At 69.6% G+C, this 17,539-nt stretch carries 16 protein-coding genes; 9 read left to right on the forward strand and 7 right to left on the reverse strand.

Annotation, left to right across the window (positions count from 1 at the left end; all coding sequences use genetic code 11):
- Nucleotides 1–194 precede the first annotated feature (194 nt).
- A complete protein-coding gene (locus C1I89_RS10905) occupies nucleotides 195–533 on the forward strand; it encodes a hypothetical protein (protein WP_102772746.1) in 339 nt (112 codons plus the stop codon).
- On the opposite strand, the gene C1I89_RS10910 is transcribed toward C1I89_RS10905, so the two are convergent.
- From C1I89_RS10910 to C1I89_RS10920, 3 genes are read right to left on the reverse strand one after another with little or no spacing between them, the layout of a single operon-like run.
- Complete coding sequence (locus C1I89_RS10910) at nucleotides 469–1,992, reverse strand: efflux transporter outer membrane subunit (RefSeq protein WP_102772747.1); 1,524 nt, start codon at nucleotides 1,990–1,992, stop codon at nucleotides 469–471. The genes C1I89_RS10905 and C1I89_RS10910 overlap by 65 nt on opposite strands.
- A 22-nt stretch (nucleotides 1,993–2,014) precedes the next feature.
- Nucleotides 2,015–5,185 carry an efflux RND transporter permease subunit gene (locus C1I89_RS10915; protein WP_102772748.1) on the reverse strand — a complete coding sequence of 1,057 codons (3,171 nt, stop codon included), beginning with the start codon at nucleotides 5,183–5,185 and terminating at the stop codon, nucleotides 2,015–2,017.
- Nucleotides 5,182–6,357 (reverse strand): efflux RND transporter periplasmic adaptor subunit, encoded by a 1,176-nt coding sequence (locus tag C1I89_RS10920; RefSeq protein ID WP_102772749.1) that lies wholly within the window; start codon nucleotides 6,355–6,357, stop codon nucleotides 5,182–5,184. Before C1I89_RS10920 ends, C1I89_RS10915 begins: the two co-directional genes overlap by 4 nt.
- A 143-nt stretch (nucleotides 6,358–6,500) precedes the next feature.
- On the opposite strand from C1I89_RS10920, the gene C1I89_RS10925 reads away from it, so the two are divergent.
- From C1I89_RS10925 to C1I89_RS10950, 6 genes are all read left to right on the forward strand, one after another.
- A complete protein-coding gene (locus tag C1I89_RS10925; protein ID WP_102770835.1) occupies nucleotides 6,501–7,721 on the forward strand; it encodes an ISL3 family transposase in 1,221 nt (406 codons plus the stop codon).
- Between the two features lie 157 nt (nucleotides 7,722–7,878).
- Nucleotides 7,879–8,892 (forward strand): 2Fe-2S iron-sulfur cluster-binding protein, encoded by a 1,014-nt coding sequence (locus C1I89_RS10930; protein WP_102772750.1) that lies wholly within the window; start codon nucleotides 7,879–7,881, stop codon nucleotides 8,890–8,892.
- Nucleotides 8,893–8,952: 60 nt separating this feature from the next.
- Complete coding sequence (cueR, locus tag C1I89_RS10935) at nucleotides 8,953–9,426, forward strand: Cu(I)-responsive transcriptional regulator (protein WP_102772751.1); 474 nt, start codon at nucleotides 8,953–8,955, stop codon at nucleotides 9,424–9,426.
- A gap of 23 nt (nucleotides 9,427–9,449) precedes the next feature.
- Nucleotides 9,450–9,788 carry an ISC system 2Fe-2S type ferredoxin gene (gene fdx, locus C1I89_RS10940; RefSeq protein ID WP_102772752.1) on the forward strand — a complete coding sequence of 113 codons (339 nt, stop codon included), beginning with the start codon at nucleotides 9,450–9,452 and terminating at the stop codon, nucleotides 9,786–9,788.
- A 68-nt stretch (nucleotides 9,789–9,856) separates the two neighbouring features.
- Nucleotides 9,857–10,222, forward strand: coding sequence for a hypothetical protein (locus C1I89_RS35180; protein ID WP_258231388.1), 366 nt, complete (start codon nucleotides 9,857–9,859; stop codon nucleotides 10,220–10,222).
- A gap of 16 nt (nucleotides 10,223–10,238) precedes the next feature.
- Nucleotides 10,239–11,672, forward strand: coding sequence for an MFS transporter (locus C1I89_RS10950; protein WP_102772753.1), 1,434 nt, complete (start codon nucleotides 10,239–10,241; stop codon nucleotides 11,670–11,672).
- Here the strand turns inward: C1I89_RS10950 and C1I89_RS10955 are convergent.
- Nucleotides 11,653–12,156: a hypothetical protein gene (locus C1I89_RS10955; RefSeq protein WP_102772754.1), complete on the reverse strand. Its 504-nt coding sequence runs from the start codon at nucleotides 12,154–12,156 to the stop codon at nucleotides 11,653–11,655. The genes C1I89_RS10950 and C1I89_RS10955 overlap by 20 nt on opposite strands.
- Nucleotides 12,157–12,246: 90 nt before the next feature.
- Here C1I89_RS10955 and C1I89_RS10960 point away from each other — a divergent pair, with 90 nt between their 5' ends.
- A complete protein-coding gene (locus C1I89_RS10960) occupies nucleotides 12,247–13,545 on the forward strand; it encodes an SDR family oxidoreductase (protein WP_102772755.1) in 1,299 nt (432 codons plus the stop codon).
- Nucleotides 13,545–14,009, forward strand: coding sequence for a DUF2269 family protein (locus C1I89_RS10965; RefSeq protein ID WP_102772756.1), 465 nt, complete (start codon nucleotides 13,545–13,547; stop codon nucleotides 14,007–14,009). The genes C1I89_RS10960 and C1I89_RS10965 overlap by 1 nt, the downstream gene beginning before the upstream one ends.
- Nucleotides 14,010–14,023: 14 nt before the next feature.
- Here C1I89_RS10965 and C1I89_RS10970 read toward each other — a convergent pair whose 3' ends face one another.
- From C1I89_RS10970 to C1I89_RS10980, 3 genes are all read right to left on the reverse strand, one after another.
- A complete protein-coding gene (locus C1I89_RS10970) occupies nucleotides 14,024–15,016 on the reverse strand; it encodes an SDR family oxidoreductase (protein WP_102772757.1) in 993 nt (330 codons plus the stop codon).
- Between the two features lie 69 nt (nucleotides 15,017–15,085).
- Nucleotides 15,086–16,315 (reverse strand): MFS transporter, encoded by a 1,230-nt coding sequence (locus C1I89_RS10975; RefSeq protein ID WP_102772758.1) that lies wholly within the window; start codon nucleotides 16,313–16,315, stop codon nucleotides 15,086–15,088.
- Between the two features lie 69 nt (nucleotides 16,316–16,384).
- A complete protein-coding gene (locus C1I89_RS10980; RefSeq protein WP_102772759.1) occupies nucleotides 16,385–17,518 on the reverse strand; it encodes a CaiB/BaiF CoA transferase family protein in 1,134 nt (377 codons plus the stop codon).
- Nucleotides 17,519–17,539 lie beyond the last annotated feature (21 nt).

Genomic DNA, 17,539 nt, shown 5'->3' on the forward strand with positions numbered 1-17,539 from the left:
CGAAAACTCCATGGATTGAAGATTGATATTGCACAGGTATTCTGTCAATTTCCGATTTGCTTAAGCACTATTCCGTCAAGTCATACTATTCAAAACAATTCAGACGGGTCATGCGCAATTGAAAGCGGGATTCGATGCGGCCTCGGGCACGGCGCTTGCCGGACTGATCCGGCCAAAAGAACCTGGAGCGATCCATGGACACTGCCCATACCCCGAACGCATCCGCGCGCCGCATGCGCCGCGCCGGCGGTCTGCTGGTGCTGGCGTTGGCGCTGGGCGGCGCGGCCCTGGCCAATCTGTTCACCCTGCGCGATGACGCCGGCGCGACGGCTGCGGCGATGCTGCCCGATGCGCCGGCCGGCGGCCCGCTGCGCGCGCTGGACGGCACCGACGCCCGCATCATCTGGACGGACCGCGCCGGCGGCGTCTGGGTCGTGCAGAATCTGTCGTGGCGAGAAGGTCCGGTCCTCAGCGGATCGGGCGCGTGGCAACGGCCTCGCCTGCGGACAGCGAGGCCTGAGCGCCAGCCCTGACTGTGTTCTCCGTCCACCCTCCCCCCAGCGCCTTGTACAGGTCGATGAGATTGGTCAGCCGCGTCAGGCGCGTACGCACCAGGACCTGCTGGGCGCCGTACAGGGTGCGGTGGATTTCGAGCAGGGCCAGATAGTCGTCCTGGCCCTCCCTGAAACGTTGCTCGGCCAGTGCGTAGGCGTCGCGGCTGGCGGCCACCGACAGCTGTTCCGAGCGGATCTGCTCGTCCAGCGTGCGCTTGCCCGCGAGCGCGTCGGCTACTTCCCGGAAGGCCGCCTGGATGGCTTTTTCGTAGTTGGCGATCTCGATGCGCTTCTGCACGTGCGCCACGTCGAGGTTGGCCAGCAGCGCGCCGCCGCGGAAGATGGGCAGCGTGATGCGCGGCAGGAAGCTCCAGGCGCGCGTGCCCGAATCGAACAGGCCGTCCAGTGTGGCGCTGGCCGTGCCGGCCGAACCGGTCAGGCTGATGGCCGGCAGGAAAGCGGCGCGCGCAGCACCGATATTGGCGTTGGCGCCGCGCAGCATCTGCTCGGCGGCGCGGATGTCGGGCCGGCGCGTCAGCAGCGCCGACGGCAGCCCGGCCGGCAGGTCGGTGGGCACGATGCCGTCGGGCAGCGCGGCGGCCTCGTCCAGCTGGCGCGACAGCTCGGGCGTCAGGGGCTGGCCCAGCAGCAGCACCAGGGCGTTGCGGTCACGGGCGGCCTGGCGGGTATAGGCGGCGTGGTTGGCCTCGGCGTTGCGCAGGGCGATCTCCGCCATGCGCAGGTCGAGCCGGGTGGAGTTGCCGGCCTCCACCAGTTGCGCGGTCAGGTCGAAGGAGCGCTGCTGCGTGGCCAGGGTATCGTTGGTCAGGCGCAGCAGTTCCTGGTCGGCGCGCAGCGTGAGGTAGGCGCTGGCGACTTCGGACACCAGGCTCATCTGGGTGGCGATGCGCGTTTCGTCCAGCGCCAGGTAGGTGGCCAGGGCCTGGTCGCTGAGGCTGCGGAGACGGCCCCACAGGTCGATTTCCCAGGCGGCCGTGACGCCGGCTACGTCGTAGCGCCGGGACACGTAGGCGGAATCGGTGGCGCTGAGTCCGGCCGGCACGCGCTCCGAAGCGCCGCTGGCGGCGACGTCCAGGCCGGGCAGCATTTCGGCGCGCTGGATGCGGTAGAGCGCCTGCGCCGCCTCGACGTTGAGGGCCGCGCGCCGCAGGTCGCGGTTGTTGTCCAGCGAGATCTCGATCAGCCGGTGCAGCAGCGGGTCGCGGAAGAAATCGCGCCAGCCCATGTCGGCGACGGCCGCATCGAAGGGCTGTCCGGCCTCGGGCGCGGGATGCGCGGGGTCCGACGGATAGGCCGTGCCAATGGGCGCGGCCGGGCGTTCGTAGCGCGGCGCGAGGGTGCAGCCGGCCAGCGCCGCCGCCAGCGTCAGCGAGGCCAGCATGCGGGCCGGGCGCAAAGGGGCGAAAGTCGTGTTCATGGTTCGTATGTCCTGGTGACCGTTATGCATGCTGGCTTGCGGTGGCGGCGCGGCGCGCTTCGCGGCGCAGCGCCAGCTTGCGCACGACGACGTAGAACACCGGCGTGAGCAGCAGGCCGAACAGCGTCACGCCCAGCATGCCGGCGAATACCGCGATGCCCATGGCGTGGCGCATTTCGGCGCCGGCGCCGCTGGCCAGCACCAGCGGCACCACGCCGGCGATGAAGGCCAGCGAAGTCATCAGGATGGGACGCAGGCGCAGCCGCGCGGCTTCCAGCACCGCGGCCAGCGGGTCGGCGCCCGCTTCTTCCTGCGTGCGCGCGAACTCCACGATCAGGATGGCGTTCTTGGCGGCCAGGCCCACCAGCACCACGAAGCCGATCTGGGTGAAGATGTTGTTGTCTGCGCCCGAGATCCACACGCCGCCGATGGCCGACAGCAGCGCCATCGGCGCGATCAGCAGCACGGCGAAAGGCAGCGACCAGCTGTTGTACTGGGCCGCCAGGATCAGGAAGGCCAGCAGCACCGCCAGCGGGAAGATGTACAGCGCCGAATTGCCGGCCTGCTTCTCCTGGTAGACCAGGTCGGTCCACTCGTAGATCATCCCTTCGGGCAGGGTCTCGCGCACGATGCGTTCGATCGCGTCGGTGGCCTGGCCCGAGGAGTAGCCCGGCGCCGGCCCGCCGCTGATGTCGGCCGACGGAAAGCCGTTGTAGCGGATGACGCGGTCCGGCCCGGAGCCGCGCGTCAGCGTCACGAAGGCGCTGAGCGGGATCATGTCGCCGGCGGCGTTGCGCACCTTGAGCAGGCCGATGTCGTCGGCCTGCATCCGGAACGGCGCGTCGGCCTGCGCCATGACGCGGTAGGTCCGCCCGAAACGGTTGAAGTCGTTGACGTAGAGCGAACCCAGGTTGATCTGCAGGGTTTCGAACACGTCGGTCAGCGATACGCCCAGGGACTTGGCCTTGACCCGGTCGATGTCCACCTGCAGCTGCGGCGCGTTGGTCTGGAAGCTGGCCAGCATGTTGGCAAGCTCGGGCGTCTGCATGGCCTTGGCCATGATCTCGCCCTGCGCCTTCACCAGCGCCTCGAAGCCCAGGCCGGCGCGGTCCTCGATCTGCAGCTTGAAGCCGCCCATCGCGCCCAGTCCCGGCACCGGCGGTGGCGGGAAGATGCCGACGAAGCCGTCGGGGATCTGGCTGAACTTGCCCATCAGCTTGCCGGCGATGGCATTGGCCGACAGCGACGCGTCCGTGCGCTCGGCGAAGGGCTTGAGCATGGCGAACATCAGCGCCGAGTTGGGCACGTTGACCGGGCCGTTGACCGACAGGCCCGGGAACGCCACAACGCTTTCCACGCCGGGCTCGGCCAGCGCGATCTCCGACATCTGCCTGACCACGGCCTCGGTGCGGTCCAGCGAGGCGCCGCTGGGCAACTGGGCGATGCCGACCAGGAAGTACTTGTCCTGGGCCGGCACGAAGCCGTTGGGCACCTGGTGAAAGCCCAGCCAGGTCAGGCCGACGAAGCCGCCGTACAGCATCAGCACGATGGCGCTGCCGCGCACCGCCCGGCGCACGGCGCCGACGTAGCCGTTGGACGCGCGGTCGAAGAAGCGGTTGAAGCGCCGGAAAAAGCCGCCCAGCAGCCGGTCCATGACGCGCGTGAGCGCGTCGGACCGGGCCGCCTCGTGGTGCGGCTTGAGCAGGATGGCGGCCAGCGCCGGCGACAGCGTCAGCGAATTGATGGCCGACAGGATGGTGGAAATGGCGATGGTCAGCGCGAACTGGCGGTAGAACTCGCCTTGCAGCCCCGACAGGAAGGCCGAGGGAATGAACACCGCCGCCAGCACCGAGGTGATGGCGATGATCGGGCCGGTGACCTCGTCCATGGCCTTGATCGCGGCCTGCCTGGGCGGCTCGCCCAGGGCCATGTGGCGCTCCACGTTCTCGACCACCACGATGGCGTCGTCCACCACGATGCCTATGGACAGCACCAGGCCGAACAGCGACAGCGTGTTCAGCGAGAAGCCGAAGAGGTGCATCAGCGCGAAGGTGCCCACCAGCGACACCGGCACCGCCACCAGCGGAATGATGGACGCGCGCCAGGTCTGCAGGAACAGCACCACCACCACCACGACCAGGACGATGGCTTCCAGCAGCGTGATGGCCACCGATTGCAGCGAGGCCCGCACGAACACCGTGGGGTCGTAGGCGATGCGGTATTCCACGTCCTGCGGAAAGCCCTGCTGCAGCTCCTGCATCTTAGCGCGCACCGCGTTGGAGACGTCGATGGCGTTGGCGCCGGGACTCTGGATGATCTGCAATGCCGGGGCCGATTCGCCGTTGAGCAGGCTGCGCAGCGTGTAGGCGTCGGCGCCCAGCAATACGCGGGCCACGTCGCGCAGGCGGGTGACCTGGCCGTCGGCGCCGGTCTTGACCACGATGTCGCCGAACTGTTCGGCGCTGGCCAGCCGGCCCAGCGTGTTGACGGTGACCTGGAAGGCGGACGAGGTGTCGGGCTGCTGCCCCACCGAACCGGCCGCCACCTGCACGTTCTGTTCGCGCAGCGCCGCGACCACGTCGCTGGCGGTCAGCCCGCGCGTGGCGACGCGCGACGGGTCCAGCCAGACGCGCATGGAATATTCCCCGGCGCCCCAGACCAGCACGTCGTTCACGCCGGGCAGGCGCGCCAGTTCGTCGCGCACCTGGCGGATGGCGAAGTTCGACAGGTAGAGCGAGTCGTAGCGCTTTTCCGGCGAGACCAGGTGCACCACCATCAGCACGTCGGGCGAGGTCTTTTGCGTCACCACGCCGATGCGCTGCACTTCCTCCGGCAGGCGCGGCAAGGCGCGCGAGACCCGGTTCTGCACCTGGATCTGCGCCATGTCGGGGTCGGTGCCCTGCTTGAACGCGATGGTCAGCACCATCTGGCCGTCGGTCGCCATCTGCGAGTTCATGTACAGCATGCCCTCGACGCCGTTGATCACCTGCTCCAGCGGGGCGGCGACGGTGTCGGCGATCACCTGCGGATTGGCGCCGGGATAGCTGGCCGTGACCTGCACCGTGGGCGGCGTGACCGCCGGGTATTCGCTCAGGGGCAATTGCCAGAAGGCGATGGCGCCGGCCAGCAGCATGAGCAGCGACAGGACGATGGCGAAGATCGGCCTTGCGATGAAAAAGTGGGGAAACTTCATGGACGCGCCTCCGCGACGGCGACCGTCTGCATCGGCACCAGGCGCGGCGTGACGGTCATGCCGGGACGCACCAGCCCTTTGATGATGATTTTTTCGCCTGCCTGCAGGCCGGTCTCGATGACGCGCAGACCGTCCACCACGCGGCCCAGCTCGACCGCGCGGTACTGCGCCTGGTTGTTCTCGCCCACGACGAGCACGTAGTTCTTGCCCTGGTCGGTGCCCACGGCCAGATCGTCGACCAGGATGGCCGGCCGCTCCTCGCCGGTGGCCAACCGCGCACGCGCGAACAGGCCCGGCGCCAGCTGGCCGTCCGGGTTCGGCACCACGGCGCGCGCGCGTATCGTGCCGGTGCCGCGGTCGACCTGGTTGCCCACGAAGTCGAGCATGCCCTGGTAGGGGAAGCCCTTGTCCGTGGTCAGGCCGACAGCGACGGGCAGCGTAGGCTTGCCGCCGGCGGCGTCGGGCCGGGCCTGCCTGACGGCGGTGAGATAGGTCGCCTCGTCGATGTCGAAATACACGTGCACCGGGTCGATCGACACGATGGTGGTCAACAGCGTGGCGCCGCCGGCCCCGCCGCCGCTGACCAGGTTGCCCGCGGTCACCAGCACCCGGTCTATGCGCCCGGAAATCGGCGCGGTGATGTGCGCGTAGGACAGGTCGAGCCGCGCCGCGGCGACGGCGGCCTTGGCCACCTGCACCTGGGCCAGCCGGGCGCTGCGCGCCGAGACGGCGTCGTCATAGGTCTTGCGCGACACCGCGCCGGTGGACACCAGGCGCTGGGCGCGGTCCAGATCGGCCTTGGCCTGCGTGGCCAGCACCTCGGCCTGGCGCAATTGCGCGGTGGCGGTATCCAGCGCGACCTGGAACGGACGCGGGTCGATCTGGAACAGCATCTGGCCCTTGCGCACCATGCTGCCTTCGGGGACGCTCACCGCCTCCACCGTGCCGCCCACGCGCGAACGCAGTTCGACCGTCTCGGGCGCGGCCAGGAATCCGGTGAACTCGGTCGAGGGCGTAATGATGCGCTCGATGACCTCGGCCACCGGCACCTGCGGGCCCGCGGGCGCGGCGGCCGGCGGCGTTTCGCCGGAAACGTCGCGAGCCGCGAACGCGGCGGCCCCGGCCGCGGCGATCACGCCCGCCATCACAGCAATCTTGAATTTTCGACGCATGGAATGCCCCTTCTATGCAGCAGGACTTCGGCCCTTCCGAAGCAGCTCTGCAAAAAATTTGGTTCATCGCAGAATAGCGTGGAGCGATTTGGCCAGATTTCGTACTCTTGAGGCCAGTTTCTGGTGTTCAGGAGGATCGGACGATGCTGGATCGCAAGCTGTTGGAGTCCCTGGGTGGCTGGGACGGCTATCGGGTGGATCGCGTGGTGTGGCCTGAAGGCGATGGGCGCACGGTGTCGCTGTATCTCAAGCCCACGGCCAAGGCCATGCATTGCGAGCAGTGCGGCGCGCGGTGTCGCCAGGTGCACGAGACGACGGTGCGACGCGTGCGCGACCTGCCCTTGTTCGAGTATCGGGTGGTGCTGCATGTGCCGCGACGGCGGCTTTGGTGTGAGCGGTGCGGCGGCCCGCGTCTGGAGCGGCTCGGCTGGCTGGGACGCTATCAGCGTGTCACGGATCGGCTGGCACAAGCCTGCAGCCAACTGCTGCAATCGAGCAACGTGCAGGCGGTGGCCAGGTTCTTTGATCTGGGCTGGCACACGGTCAAGACGGTGGATAAGGCGCGACTGCGTGCATCGATCCCGGAGCCGGACTGGTCGCGTATCGAATACCTGGCAATGGATGAGTTTGCCCTGCACAAGGGCCATCGGTATGCCACCGTCGTGGTCGACCCCACCAGCCGCCAGGTGCTGTGGCTTGGTCTGGGCCGCTCGCGCGAGACGGCACGGGCCTTCTTCGAGCAACTGCCCGAAGGTGCCGCCCAACGCATCAAGGCGGTGGCCATCGACATGACCACCGCCTACGAACTGGAGATCCGCGCGCACTGCCCGCAAGCCGAGATCGTCTACGACCTGTTCCATGTCGTGGCCAAGTACGGGCGTGAGGTCATCGATCGGGTGCGCGTTGATCAAGCCAATCGACTCCGGCAGGATCGCCCGGCGCGCAAAGTCATCAAGTCCAGCCGCTGGCTGCTGCTACGCAACCGAGACAACCTGGATCGCCAGCAGCGCGTGCGGCTCGATGAATTGCTGCACGCCAATCAGCCGTTACTCACCGTCTATGTCTTGCGTGATGAGCTCAAGCGGCTGTGGTTCTATCGCAAGCCCGCCTGGGCTCAACAGGCCTGGGAGCAGTGGTGTGAGCAGGCCGAGTGCAGCGGCATTGACGCGCTCAGTACCTTTGCTCAGCGTCTCAAAGCGTACCTGCACGGCATCCTGGCCAGATGCCGCCATCCCTTGAACACCAGCATCGTTGAGGGTATCAACAACACCATCAAGGTCATCAAGCGCCGCGCTTACGGCTACCGCGATCAGGAGTACTTCTTCCTGAAAATCCGCGCAGCCTTCCCCGGTAATACTCGATGAACCAAAAATTTGAGGCAAGGCTAGGCATTACAACGACGGGAAGGTCAAGCCTGGCCCCTACGAACCGAAGGGGCTTGTTTGACCTTGCGATCGTTGGAAGGAATAGATTGGGCCGCACCATACGACACCAACCCGAAGCACAGGGAGCAGCCCGGGCATGAGCATCAAGACCATAGATATCCGGCAGGCGCGCATCCGCCTGCCGGTCCAGGAAGGACAGACCATACTCGAGGCCGCCTTGCAGCATGGCGTGTGCTATCCGCACGGCTGCCGCTCGGGCCGCTGCGGCAGCTGCAAGACCCGCCTGATCGAAGGCGAGGTCGACATGCTGCAGCACACGCGCTTTGCGCTGACCGACGAGGAACGGGCCGGCGGCTTCATCCTGGCGTGCCGGGCAGTGCCGAGGACCGACGTGGCCGTGGCCTGGCTCGGAGACGATGACGAGGCCGCGGCCGCGCCGGCGCAGGCGTTCGAGGCGACCATCGTCGCGCTCGACGACCTGACGCACGACATCAAGCGCCTGCGCCTGCGGCCCGACGGCGCCGCGCCCGATTTCGCCGCCGGGCAATATGCCGACATCCGGTTCGGGCAACTGCCCGCGCGCAGCTATTCGATGGCCAACCGGCCGGGCGAGCCGGAGCTGGAATTCCACATACGCCGGGTCCCCGGCGGCGTGGTATCGAGCCACCTGCATACCGCCGTCAGAGCCGGCGACCGCGTCGCGCTCCAGGCGCCGCGCGGCGCGTCGCATCTGCGCGCCTGCCATCGCGGCCCGATGCTGTGCATCGCCGGCGGTTCGGGGCTGGCGCCCATCAAGTCCATCGTCGAGACCGCCCTGGCGCACGGCATGCAGCAGGCCATCCACGTCTACTTCGGCGCGCGCGCGCAACAGGACCTTTACCTGCTGGACCACTTCGAGGCGCTGGTTCGCCGGCACCGCAACCTGGTCTTCATCCCCGTGCTGTCCGAGGCGCGCTCGGACACGCACCGCGTCGGTTTCGTGACCCGGGCCGCGGCCGACGACCTGCCGGACCTGCGCGGCTGGAAAGCCTATGTGGCCGGTCCGCCGACGATGGTGGAGGCGGCGATGCAGATGGCCTGCTCGCGCGGGCTGGGCGCGCAGGACATGCACGCCGACGTGTTCTACACGCTCGAAACCTCGGCGGCTTGACCTTCCCACAATGGCAAGCCTTAGGCTGGGTCCACCTTACACAGATCGAGGAAGACAGCCATGAATATCGGCGCAGCATCCAAGGCATCCAAGGTGTCGGCCAAGATGATCCGCTATTACGAGCAGATCGGCCTGATCCCCGCGGTGGGCCGGACCGACTCCGGCTACCGCGCCTATACCCCGGCCGACGTCGACCGGCTGCACTTCATCCGCCGCGCCCGCGACCTGGGCTTCTCGGTGGCGGAAACCAGCAACCTGCTGGACCTGTGGCACGACCAGTCGCGCCAAAGCGCCGATGTCAAGCGCCTGGCCCAGCAGCACCTGGCCGAACTGGACCGGCGCATCGAGAGCATGCGGCAGATCGCCGAAACGCTGAAGGCGCTGATCCGCTGCTGCGCCGGCGACGAGCGGCCCAACTGCCCCATCCTGCACACGCTCCAGCAACCCGACGACAAAGAGCGCGAGCCCGAGGCGCGCACCGGCGCCGTGCGGCGCCGCGTCGGCGGCAATGCGCCGGCCAGGCGCGCATCCTAGTACCGAGCTTCCCGGAACACGATATGCCCAAGATCACCGTTCTACCCCATGCCGACCTGGCGCCCGAGGGCGCCGTGCTGGAGGCGCCGGCCGGCACTTCGGTCTGCGAGGCCCTGCTGGCGAACGGCATAGAAATAGAACATGCCTGCGACATGAGCTGCGCCTGCACGACCTGCCACTGCATCGTGCGCAAAGGCTACGACACCCTCAACGAGGTCGAGGATTGCGAGGACGACCTGCTCGACCGCGCCTGGGGGCTGGAGGCGCACTCGCGCCTGAGCTGCCAGGCCATCCTGGCCCATGAGGACCTGACCGTGGAAATCCCCAAGTACACGATCAACCACGCCAAGGAGAACCACTGACGCGCGGGCACGGCGCTTGCTGAGCGCGACGGATCGGCCCCGAGCGCCGCCAGCCCCGAGGTGTCATCATGCCCAACGCCGCCCCCCGCCCCCTTCCCCGCTTTGCGCGCGCCAGCGGCCGCGCCCAGGACCATGAGGTGCCGGACGAGGACATCGAACCCGCCGACGCCACCGACGAGGACACGGGCGCGGGGCGCGCATCGCCGCGCCTGCTGCGCCGCCTCAAGGAGATCGACGACGCCCGCCCCGGCCTGCCCGGCGAGCACCTTGCCGTGCTGGCCCTGGGCGCATGGCTGATGCTGGCCGGCATGCGCGGGCGCACGCCGCTGCGCCGCGTGCTGTACACGCTGGCCGGCACCGCGCTGGTGGGCCGCGCGGCCAGCGGCACCGGCGGCATCGCGCGCGTGGCGCGCATCCTCAAGCGCCTGGGATAGCGCGGCGCGCCAGACCATGCCGTGCGCCGACCCCGGCAGCGACATACCCGCGCGGCTCGACCGCCTGCCGTGGTCGCGCTGGCACTGGCGCATGGTCGGCGCGCTCGGCGCGGCCTGGGTGTTCGACGGCCTGGAGGTCACGCTGGCCGGCTCGCTGGGGGCCGTGCTGACGCGGCCCGGCACGCTGGGCCTCACCGCCGCGCAGATCGGCGCGGCGGGTTCGCTCTACGTCGCCGGCGCCGTGCTGGGCGCGCTGCTGTTCGGGCGCATGGCGGACCGCCTGGGACGCAAGCGCCTGTTCCTCGCGACGCTGGCCATCTACATGACGGCCACGCTGGCGACGGCCTTCTCGCCCAACTTCATTTACTTCGCGGCCTGCCGATGGGCCACCGGCCTGGGCATCGGCGGCGAGTACGCGGCCATCAATTCCGCCATCGACGAACTGGTGCCGGCGCGCGTGCGCGGCCGCGTCAATCTCGCGGTCAACGGCTGCTTCTGGCTGGGCGCCGCGCTGGGCGCGGGGCTGAGCCTGCCGTTACTGGACGAACGGCTGCTGCCGCCCGACCTGGGCTGGCGGCTGGCGTTCGGGGCCGGCGCCGTCCTGGCCCTGGTGATCCTGCGGGTGCGCCGCGACGTGCCGGAAAGCCCGCGCTGGCTGCTGGCGCGAGGCCGCGCGGCGCAGGCCGAGCGCATCGTGCAGGACATCGAGGCGCAGGTGCGGCGCGAACGCGGCAGCCTGCCGCCCGCCGCCGCCGGGCGCATCGCCTACCGCAGCGCGCGAACGCCGGGCTTGCGCGAGGTGGCCCACGTGCTGGTGCGCACCTACCCGGCGCGCAGCGGCGTCTGCCTGGCGCTGATGCTGGCGCAGGCGTTTTTCTACAACGCCATCTTCTTCACCTACGCCCTGGTGCTGACGCGCTTCTACGGCGTGCCGGACGCAGAAGCGGGCTGGTACATCCTGCCCTTCGCGCTCGGCAACGTGCTGGGGCCCTGGCTGCTGGGGCCGCTGTTCGACCTGGTGGGGCGGCGCAAGATGATCTGCGCGACCTATCTGTCGGCCGGCATCGGGCTGGCGCTGACGGCCGCGGCGTTCCAGGCCGGCTGGCTGGACGCGCGCACGCAGACCCTGTGCTGGTCCGCCATATTCTTCGTGGCCTCGGCCGCCGCCAGCTCGGCCTATCTGACGGTCAGCGAAGTGTTTCCGATCGAGATGCGCGGGGTGGCCATCGCGCTGTTCTACGCGGCCGGCACCGGCATCGGCGGCTTCGCCGGCCCGGCGCTGTATGGCTGGCTGATAGACAGCGGCCAGCGCGACGGGCTGGCGCTGGGCTATGCGCTGGCCGCCGCGCTCATGGCCGGCGCGGGGCTGGTGGCGCTGCGCCTGCCGGTCAACGCCGAGCGGCGCGCCTTGGAAGCGGTGGCGCCGCCGCTCAACGCGGACGGACGGTAAGGCGCTGGCCGGACGCCGCCGCGCTGCGGCAGGCGCGCGCCCCCAGTGCCAGGCCCAGTCCGAACGCCGCATAGACCAGCAGCAGCGCGCCGCGCGAAAGCCGGTGTTCGAAACCGGGCCTGAAGCGCTCGGGCGTGAGCCGATAGTCCGCGAAACAGGCCACGCCGGCGGTGCACAGCCCTTCGGCCAGCGCCCGCCCGATCGGCCGCGGCCCTTGGCCGACGCCGGTCGCACGGGCGTGCAGCGTGGCCCAGAATATCGACGCGGCATGGTGGATCAGATAGCCGTTGGCGGTATGGCGCCATGTCGGGCTGTTCTTGCGCAGGGCCCGCGCTCCCCATATCCAGTGGCTGATGGCGTTGATGGGCGGCGCCGCACGGCCGTGCTCGATCCGGCCCGCCGCCGTCAGTATCGCGACCGAGAACAGGCTGGCCAGCGTGCCGCTGCGCAGTCCTTCGAAAAATGCGTCGCGCCAAACCCGCATGGTGCATGCCTCCTGTGCTGGGGCCTCCGGCGGCATGAGGCTTGCTGCGCTGACGCCGCCCCGCCCGCGGCGGAATGTGGAGAACGAGTCGTGAAAATCCTGCTCACCGGCGCCCACGGTTTCATCGGAAGCCGGCTGCTCGCGGCCCTGCTGGACGCCGGCCACGAATTGGTCTGCCCGGTGCGCGCCGTCACCCCGCGCGACCTGGGCATGCGCGGCGCAAGATTCGTGCCCGCGGACTTCCGCCGCATGGACCGCAGCGCCGACTGGGCGCCACTGCTCGACGGCATGCAGGCCGCGATCAACACGGTCGGCGTATTCCATGACAGCGCGGACAACGGCTATGCCGCCGTACACGGGGCCGCGCCCGTCGCGCTGTTCAATGCGGCTTGCCAGCGCGGCGTGCGCGTCATCCATTTCTCGGCGCTGGGCGCGGACGCCGGCGCCGCCTCGGAATTCCACCGCAGCAAGCGCGCCGCCGACGATGCGCTGCGCGCGCTGGACATGCCTGCTCACATCGTGCAGCCCTCGCTGGTGTACGGCCCCGGTGGCGCAAGCGCCGCGCTGTTCGACCGGCTCGCGCTCTGGCCGCTGCTGCCGCTGCCCGGCGGCGGCCGGCAACAGATCCAGCCGGTCCATGTCCAGGATGTGGTGGCGGGCGTTTCGGCATTACTGGCCTCGCCGCCGGACCGGGTCGTGACGATCGCCTTCTGCGGCCCGCAGGCGCTGAGCCTGCGCGACTATCTGGCCGCGCTGCGGCGCGGTCTGGGCGTGGACGCACGCCAGCGCGTTATTGCGCTGCCCGGCGGCCTGACGCGCGCGGCCGCGCGCATCGGGCGGCATCTGCCGGGCAGCCTGTTCAACCCGGAAAGCCTGTCCATGCTGGAGCGCGGCAACACCGCGGACCCGTCCGCGTTCAGCGCGGCGCTGGGCCGCGCGCCGCGGCCGCCGCAGGACTTCGTGGACGCCGACCTGCGCCAGGCCTTGTGGAGCCGGGCCGCGCTGGACAATATGCTGCCGCTGCTGCGCCTGAGCCTGGCCGCCGTCTGGCTGTGGACCGCCGCGGTGTCGATATTCGGCTATCCCGTGCGCGACAGCCTGGCCCTGCTGGAACGGGCCGGCGTGCCGGCCGCGCTGGCGCCGGCCTCGCTGTATGGCGCCGCGGCGCTGGACCTGGTCCTCGGCCTTCTCACGCTGGCCTGGCGGCGCGTCGATGCGGTGTTGCTGTGGCGGGCCCAGATCGGCCTGATCCTGGCCTACACGGCCATCATCAGCTGGCGACTGCCCGAGCAATGGCTGCATCCATTCGGCCCGATATCGAAAAATCTTCCCATGCTGGCCGTGCTGGCGCTGCTCGCCCTCGCCGCCCGCAGCAAAGCGAGGCGCTGATGGACTATCTGCTGGTGAAACTGCTGCACATACTGTCGTCGTCCCTGCTGTTCGGGACCGGCATCGGTTCGGCCTTCTATCTGCTGTGCGTGGTGCTGCAGCGCGAGCCGCGCACGGTCGCCGCCGTGGCCCGCATCGTGGTCGTCGCCGACTGGCTGTTCACCGCGACCACGGCCGTCGCCCAGCCGCTGACCGGCCTGTATCTGATCCACCTGATGCAACTGCCGCTGACGACGCCGTGGGTGGCGTGGTCACTGGGCCTGTATGCGCTGGCCATCGCATGCTGGCTGCCGGTGGTCTGGCTGCAGATCCGGATGCGCGACAGCGCGTCCCGCTGCGCCGCCGCGGGACAGCCGCTCTCGCCAAGCTTCATGCGCTATTTCCGCGCCTGGTTCATATTGGGATTTCCGGCGCTGGCGGCCTTTCTCGCCATCTTCTGGCTCATGGTGTTCAAGCCCGCCTGAGCGCCGTCCGCACCTCAACGCCGGCCGCGCGCCAGCCACAGCGCCGCGCCGCCGGCCAGCGCCACCGTCGTCAGCAGCGTGGCGCGCTGGTGCATCGCCACATGGGTATAGACGCTATGCCTGCGTCCGGTCCGCTGCACCGCCGGATGCTCGCCGCCCGCCTCGTAAAGCGAGTCCGTGCCCTGTTGCGTGCGGGCCGGGCCGCGCTGGCGCCGGAACAGCCACCCGGCCATGCGGTCGGCCAGCCCCGGCATGTTCTGGCCCAGCGCCCCGATGGCGCGGGAAGCGCTGCCCACGTACAGGTCGCGCACCGGATGGCAGGCCGCGTGCAGGATGGCTTCGGCGACCATCTCCGGCGCGTATACGGGCGGCGGAAGGTCGGGCTGCGCGTCCATATAGTTGCGGGCATGGACGGTAAAACCGGTCGAGATCGAAGCCGGCTTGATCAGGGTGACCGAAATCGGCGCGCCCTGCTGCCTCAGTTCCATCCGCAGCGCGTCGGTATATCCCTTGACCGCGTGCTTGGCCGCCGAATAGGCGCCTTGCAGGGGCACGGCGCGATCGGACACTTCGCTGCCCACGTTGATGATCGCGCCGCCGGACGATTTCATGTGCCGCACCGCCGTCAAGGAGCCGTACACCACGCCCCAGTAGTCGGTCTCGAACAGCTTGCGCTGGTCCTCGATGGGCACTTCCTCCAGGGTTCCGTAGATCGACACCCCGGCATTGTTCACCCAGGTGTCGACACGGCCGAAGCGTTCCACGGCCTGGGCCAGAATACGTTCGTGATCGTCCTGCACGCCCACGTCCGCGGCCACGCATATGGCGGTTCCGCCATCCTGCCCGATTTCTTGGGCCACCTGCTGCAGCGCCTCTTCCTGGCGTCCGGCCAGCACCACTCTGGCGCCCCGGCTCGCTGCCATGCGCGCGGTAGCGGCGCCGATGCCGCTGCCGGCGCCCGTGATGACGATGACCTGGTCGCGCAACGGTTTCAGATTCGGTTTCATTGAAGCCTCCTGGTTCCAACGCTCGATTGCGTAAGATCCGGAGGCCAGCAAGCCACATTCCCGCGCGGCTCAGGCCCGGTCGCGGCGGCCGATGCGCCGCGCCGCCGCGCCCAGCACCACGACCGCAAGCGTCAGCGGCGCGAACGACACCCACAGCACCGTGTCCCAGTCGTACGCGGCCAGCAGCCCGCCCGAGGCGAACGAGCCCAGCGCCATGGTGCCGAACACCACGAAATCGTTGAGCGACTGCACCCGCGTCTTTTCTTCCGGGCGATGGCATTCCAGCACCAGCGCGGACGCGCCCACGAAGCCGAAGTTCCAGCCCACCCCCAGCAGGATCAGCGTGAGCCAGAAGTGGGCCACGTCGATGCCGTTCAGGCCGGCGGCCGCGGCCAGCCCGGTCAGCAGCAGGCCCGCCGCCACCACGCGCCCGGCGCCGAAGCGCACGATCAGCCGGCCGGTGAAGAAGCTGGGCGCGTACATCGCGATGACGTGCCATTGCAGGCCGAGGTTGGCGTTCTCCTGGCTGTGGCCGCACAGGTGCATGGCCAGCGGGGCAGCCGTCATGAGGAAGTTCATCAGCATGTAGGACACCGCGCCGCAGATCACGGCCGTGATGAAGAGCGGCTGGCGCGCGATGACCGACAGCGGCCGTCCCTGCGCCACTTCCGCCGCGCTCGGCGTCGGCAGCCGCACGCCCAGCAGCACCAGCGCCGACAGCGCCGCGACCGCGGCCTGCACCAGGAAGGTGGCGGCGAACATATGCGGCTGCCAAAGGTACATGGTGTGGGTGACCAGCTGCGGCCCCACCACGCCCGCCACCACGCCGCCGCCCATCACGAAAGACAGCGCGCGCGGCCGCAGCGCGGGCGAGACGCCGTCGGCCGCCGCGAAGCGGAACGACAGCACCACGGCGGCGTATGCGCCGCCGAAGAAAGTCGCCAGGCAGAACAGCCAGAACGAACTCAGCACGATGGCCGCGGCCGCCAGCAGGCCCACCAGCATCCCGCAGCCGGTGCCGGCCAGGAACGCGGCCCGCCGGCCGTGACGCCGCGCGATGGCGCCGGCGGGCATGATGCAGGCCGCCATGCCCACCACGAAAACGGAAATCGGCAAGGTGGCCAGCGACTTGTCCGGCGCCAGCATGTCGCCGACGATGGCCCCGGTGGCGTAGACCACGACGGAGTTCGCGCCGGCCAGCGCCTGGGCGACGGTCAGTCTTGCGATGTTGCCGCGCTGCTCGCGCGGCGAGAGTTCATAGGAGGTGCTGCTGGGAGCGACGGCTGCGGCGGCGGACAAAATCTTCCTCGGTTATATGCAAATAATCGTACGTTATAACGCCATACAATAACCGCTGCCTCGCGCCCCTCAGTTTCCGGGGATGCCGAACGCCTCCAGTTCTTCGGCATCCAGCCAGTCCTTCAAGGCCGCCGGGTCCGGGGGCTGCGGCGCGGTGGGCCGGGCGCTGGGCGTCCTGCTGAAGCGCGGCGCCGGCGCCGGCTGCGTGATGCCGTCGATCTCCACCAGCGTCCCGCGCGCCCGTACCTGCGGGTGCTGCGCCGCGTCGCGCAGCGTCTGCACCGGCGCCACGCAGACATCCAGCAGCGCCAGCCGGGCGCACCAGTCGTCGCGGTCGCGTTGGGCGAACGCCTCGCGCAGCACCGCGCGCAGGCGCGGCCAGGTGTCCCGGTCCTGGTGGTCGCCAAGTTCGCGGATCGCCTCGTCGTCCAGGCCCAGCTCGCGCAGCAGCAGTTCGTGAAAGCGCTTTTCTATCGGGCCGACCGACAGCCACAGGCCGTCGGCGCACTGGTAGACGTCGTAGAACGGCGCGCCGGAATCCAGGATGTTGGCGCCGCGCTCGGGCCGCCACGCGCCGGACGCGGCCAGGCCGAAGAACGCGGTGGCCATCGAGGCCGCGCCGTCCATCACGGCGGCGTCCACCACCTGCCCCTGCCCGGACTGGCGCGCCTCGATGATGGCGGCCAGGACGCCCAGCGCCAGGTACGGGCCGCCGCCGCCGAAATCGCCCACCAGCGCCAGCGGCGGCGTGGGCGGCTGGCCGGCGCGGCCGATGGCGTCGAGCACGCCGGTGACGGCGATGTAGTTGATGTCGTGCCCGGCCACCTGCGCCAGCGGCCCGTCCTGGCCCCAGCCGGTGATGCGGCCATAGACCAGCCGGGGATTCTCGGCCAGGCAGGCCTGCGGCCCCAGGCCCAGGCGTTCGGTCACGCCGGGCCGGAATCCCTCGATCAGCGCGTCGGCCTTGCGCAGCAGCCGCAGCACCAGCGCGACGGCGCGCGGGTCTTTCAGGTCCAGCGCGATGGCGCGCCGGTTGCGCAACAGCAGGTTGTACTTGAGCTCGCGCTTCACGCCCAGGTCGGCCGGCTCCTTGCGCTCGATCCGCAGCACGGTGGCGCCCATGTCGGCCAGCAGCATGGCCGCCATGGGCCCGGGGCCGATCCCGGCCAGTTCGATGATGCGGATTCCAGCCAGAGGTCCCATGTGTGCGTCTCCGTTGCGATG

It is taken from the genome of Achromobacter pulmonis, assembly GCF_002885955.2.
Classification (GTDB): domain Bacteria; phylum Pseudomonadota; class Gammaproteobacteria; order Burkholderiales; family Burkholderiaceae_B; genus Achromobacter; species Achromobacter pulmonis_A.

What these genes read in the sequence shown, in the direction of transcription:
- cueR (WP_102772751.1), top strand. Translation starts at nt 8,953, where the DNA reads ATGAATATCGGCGCAGCATCCAAGGCATCCAAGGTGTCGGCCAAGATG.
- C1I89_RS35180 (WP_258231388.1), top strand. Translation starts at nt 9,857, where the DNA reads ATGCCCAACGCCGCCCCCCGCCCCCTTCCCCGCTTTGCGCGCGCCAGC.
- C1I89_RS10980 (WP_102772759.1), bottom strand. Translation starts at nt 17,518, where the DNA reads ATGGGACCTCTGGCTGGAATCCGCATCATCGAACTGGCCGGGATCGGC.
- C1I89_RS10950 (WP_102772753.1), top strand. Translation starts at nt 10,239, where the DNA reads ATGCCGTGCGCCGACCCCGGCAGCGACATACCCGCGCGGCTCGACCGC.
- C1I89_RS10925 (WP_102770835.1), top strand. Translation starts at nt 6,501, where the DNA reads ATGCTGGATCGCAAGCTGTTGGAGTCCCTGGGTGGCTGGGACGGCTAT.
- C1I89_RS10905 (WP_102772746.1), top strand. Translation starts at nt 195, where the DNA reads ATGGACACTGCCCATACCCCGAACGCATCCGCGCGCCGCATGCGCCGC.
- C1I89_RS10920 (WP_102772749.1), bottom strand. Translation starts at nt 6,357, where the DNA reads ATGCGTCGAAAATTCAAGATTGCTGTGATGGCGGGCGTGATCGCCGCG.
- C1I89_RS10930 (WP_102772750.1), top strand. Translation starts at nt 7,879, where the DNA reads ATGAGCATCAAGACCATAGATATCCGGCAGGCGCGCATCCGCCTGCCG.
- C1I89_RS10915 (WP_102772748.1), bottom strand. Translation starts at nt 5,185, where the DNA reads ATGAAGTTTCCCCACTTTTTCATCGCAAGGCCGATCTTCGCCATCGTC.
- C1I89_RS10970 (WP_102772757.1), bottom strand. Translation starts at nt 15,016, where the DNA reads ATGAAACCGAATCTGAAACCGTTGCGCGACCAGGTCATCGTCATCACG.
- C1I89_RS10910 (WP_102772747.1), bottom strand. Translation starts at nt 1,992, where the DNA reads ATGAACACGACTTTCGCCCCTTTGCGCCCGGCCCGCATGCTGGCCTCG.
- C1I89_RS10965 (WP_102772756.1), top strand. Translation starts at nt 13,545, where the DNA reads ATGGACTATCTGCTGGTGAAACTGCTGCACATACTGTCGTCGTCCCTG.
- fdx (WP_102772752.1), top strand. Translation starts at nt 9,450, where the DNA reads ATGCCCAAGATCACCGTTCTACCCCATGCCGACCTGGCGCCCGAGGGC.
- C1I89_RS10955 (WP_102772754.1), bottom strand. Translation starts at nt 12,156, where the DNA reads ATGCGGGTTTGGCGCGACGCATTTTTCGAAGGACTGCGCAGCGGCACG.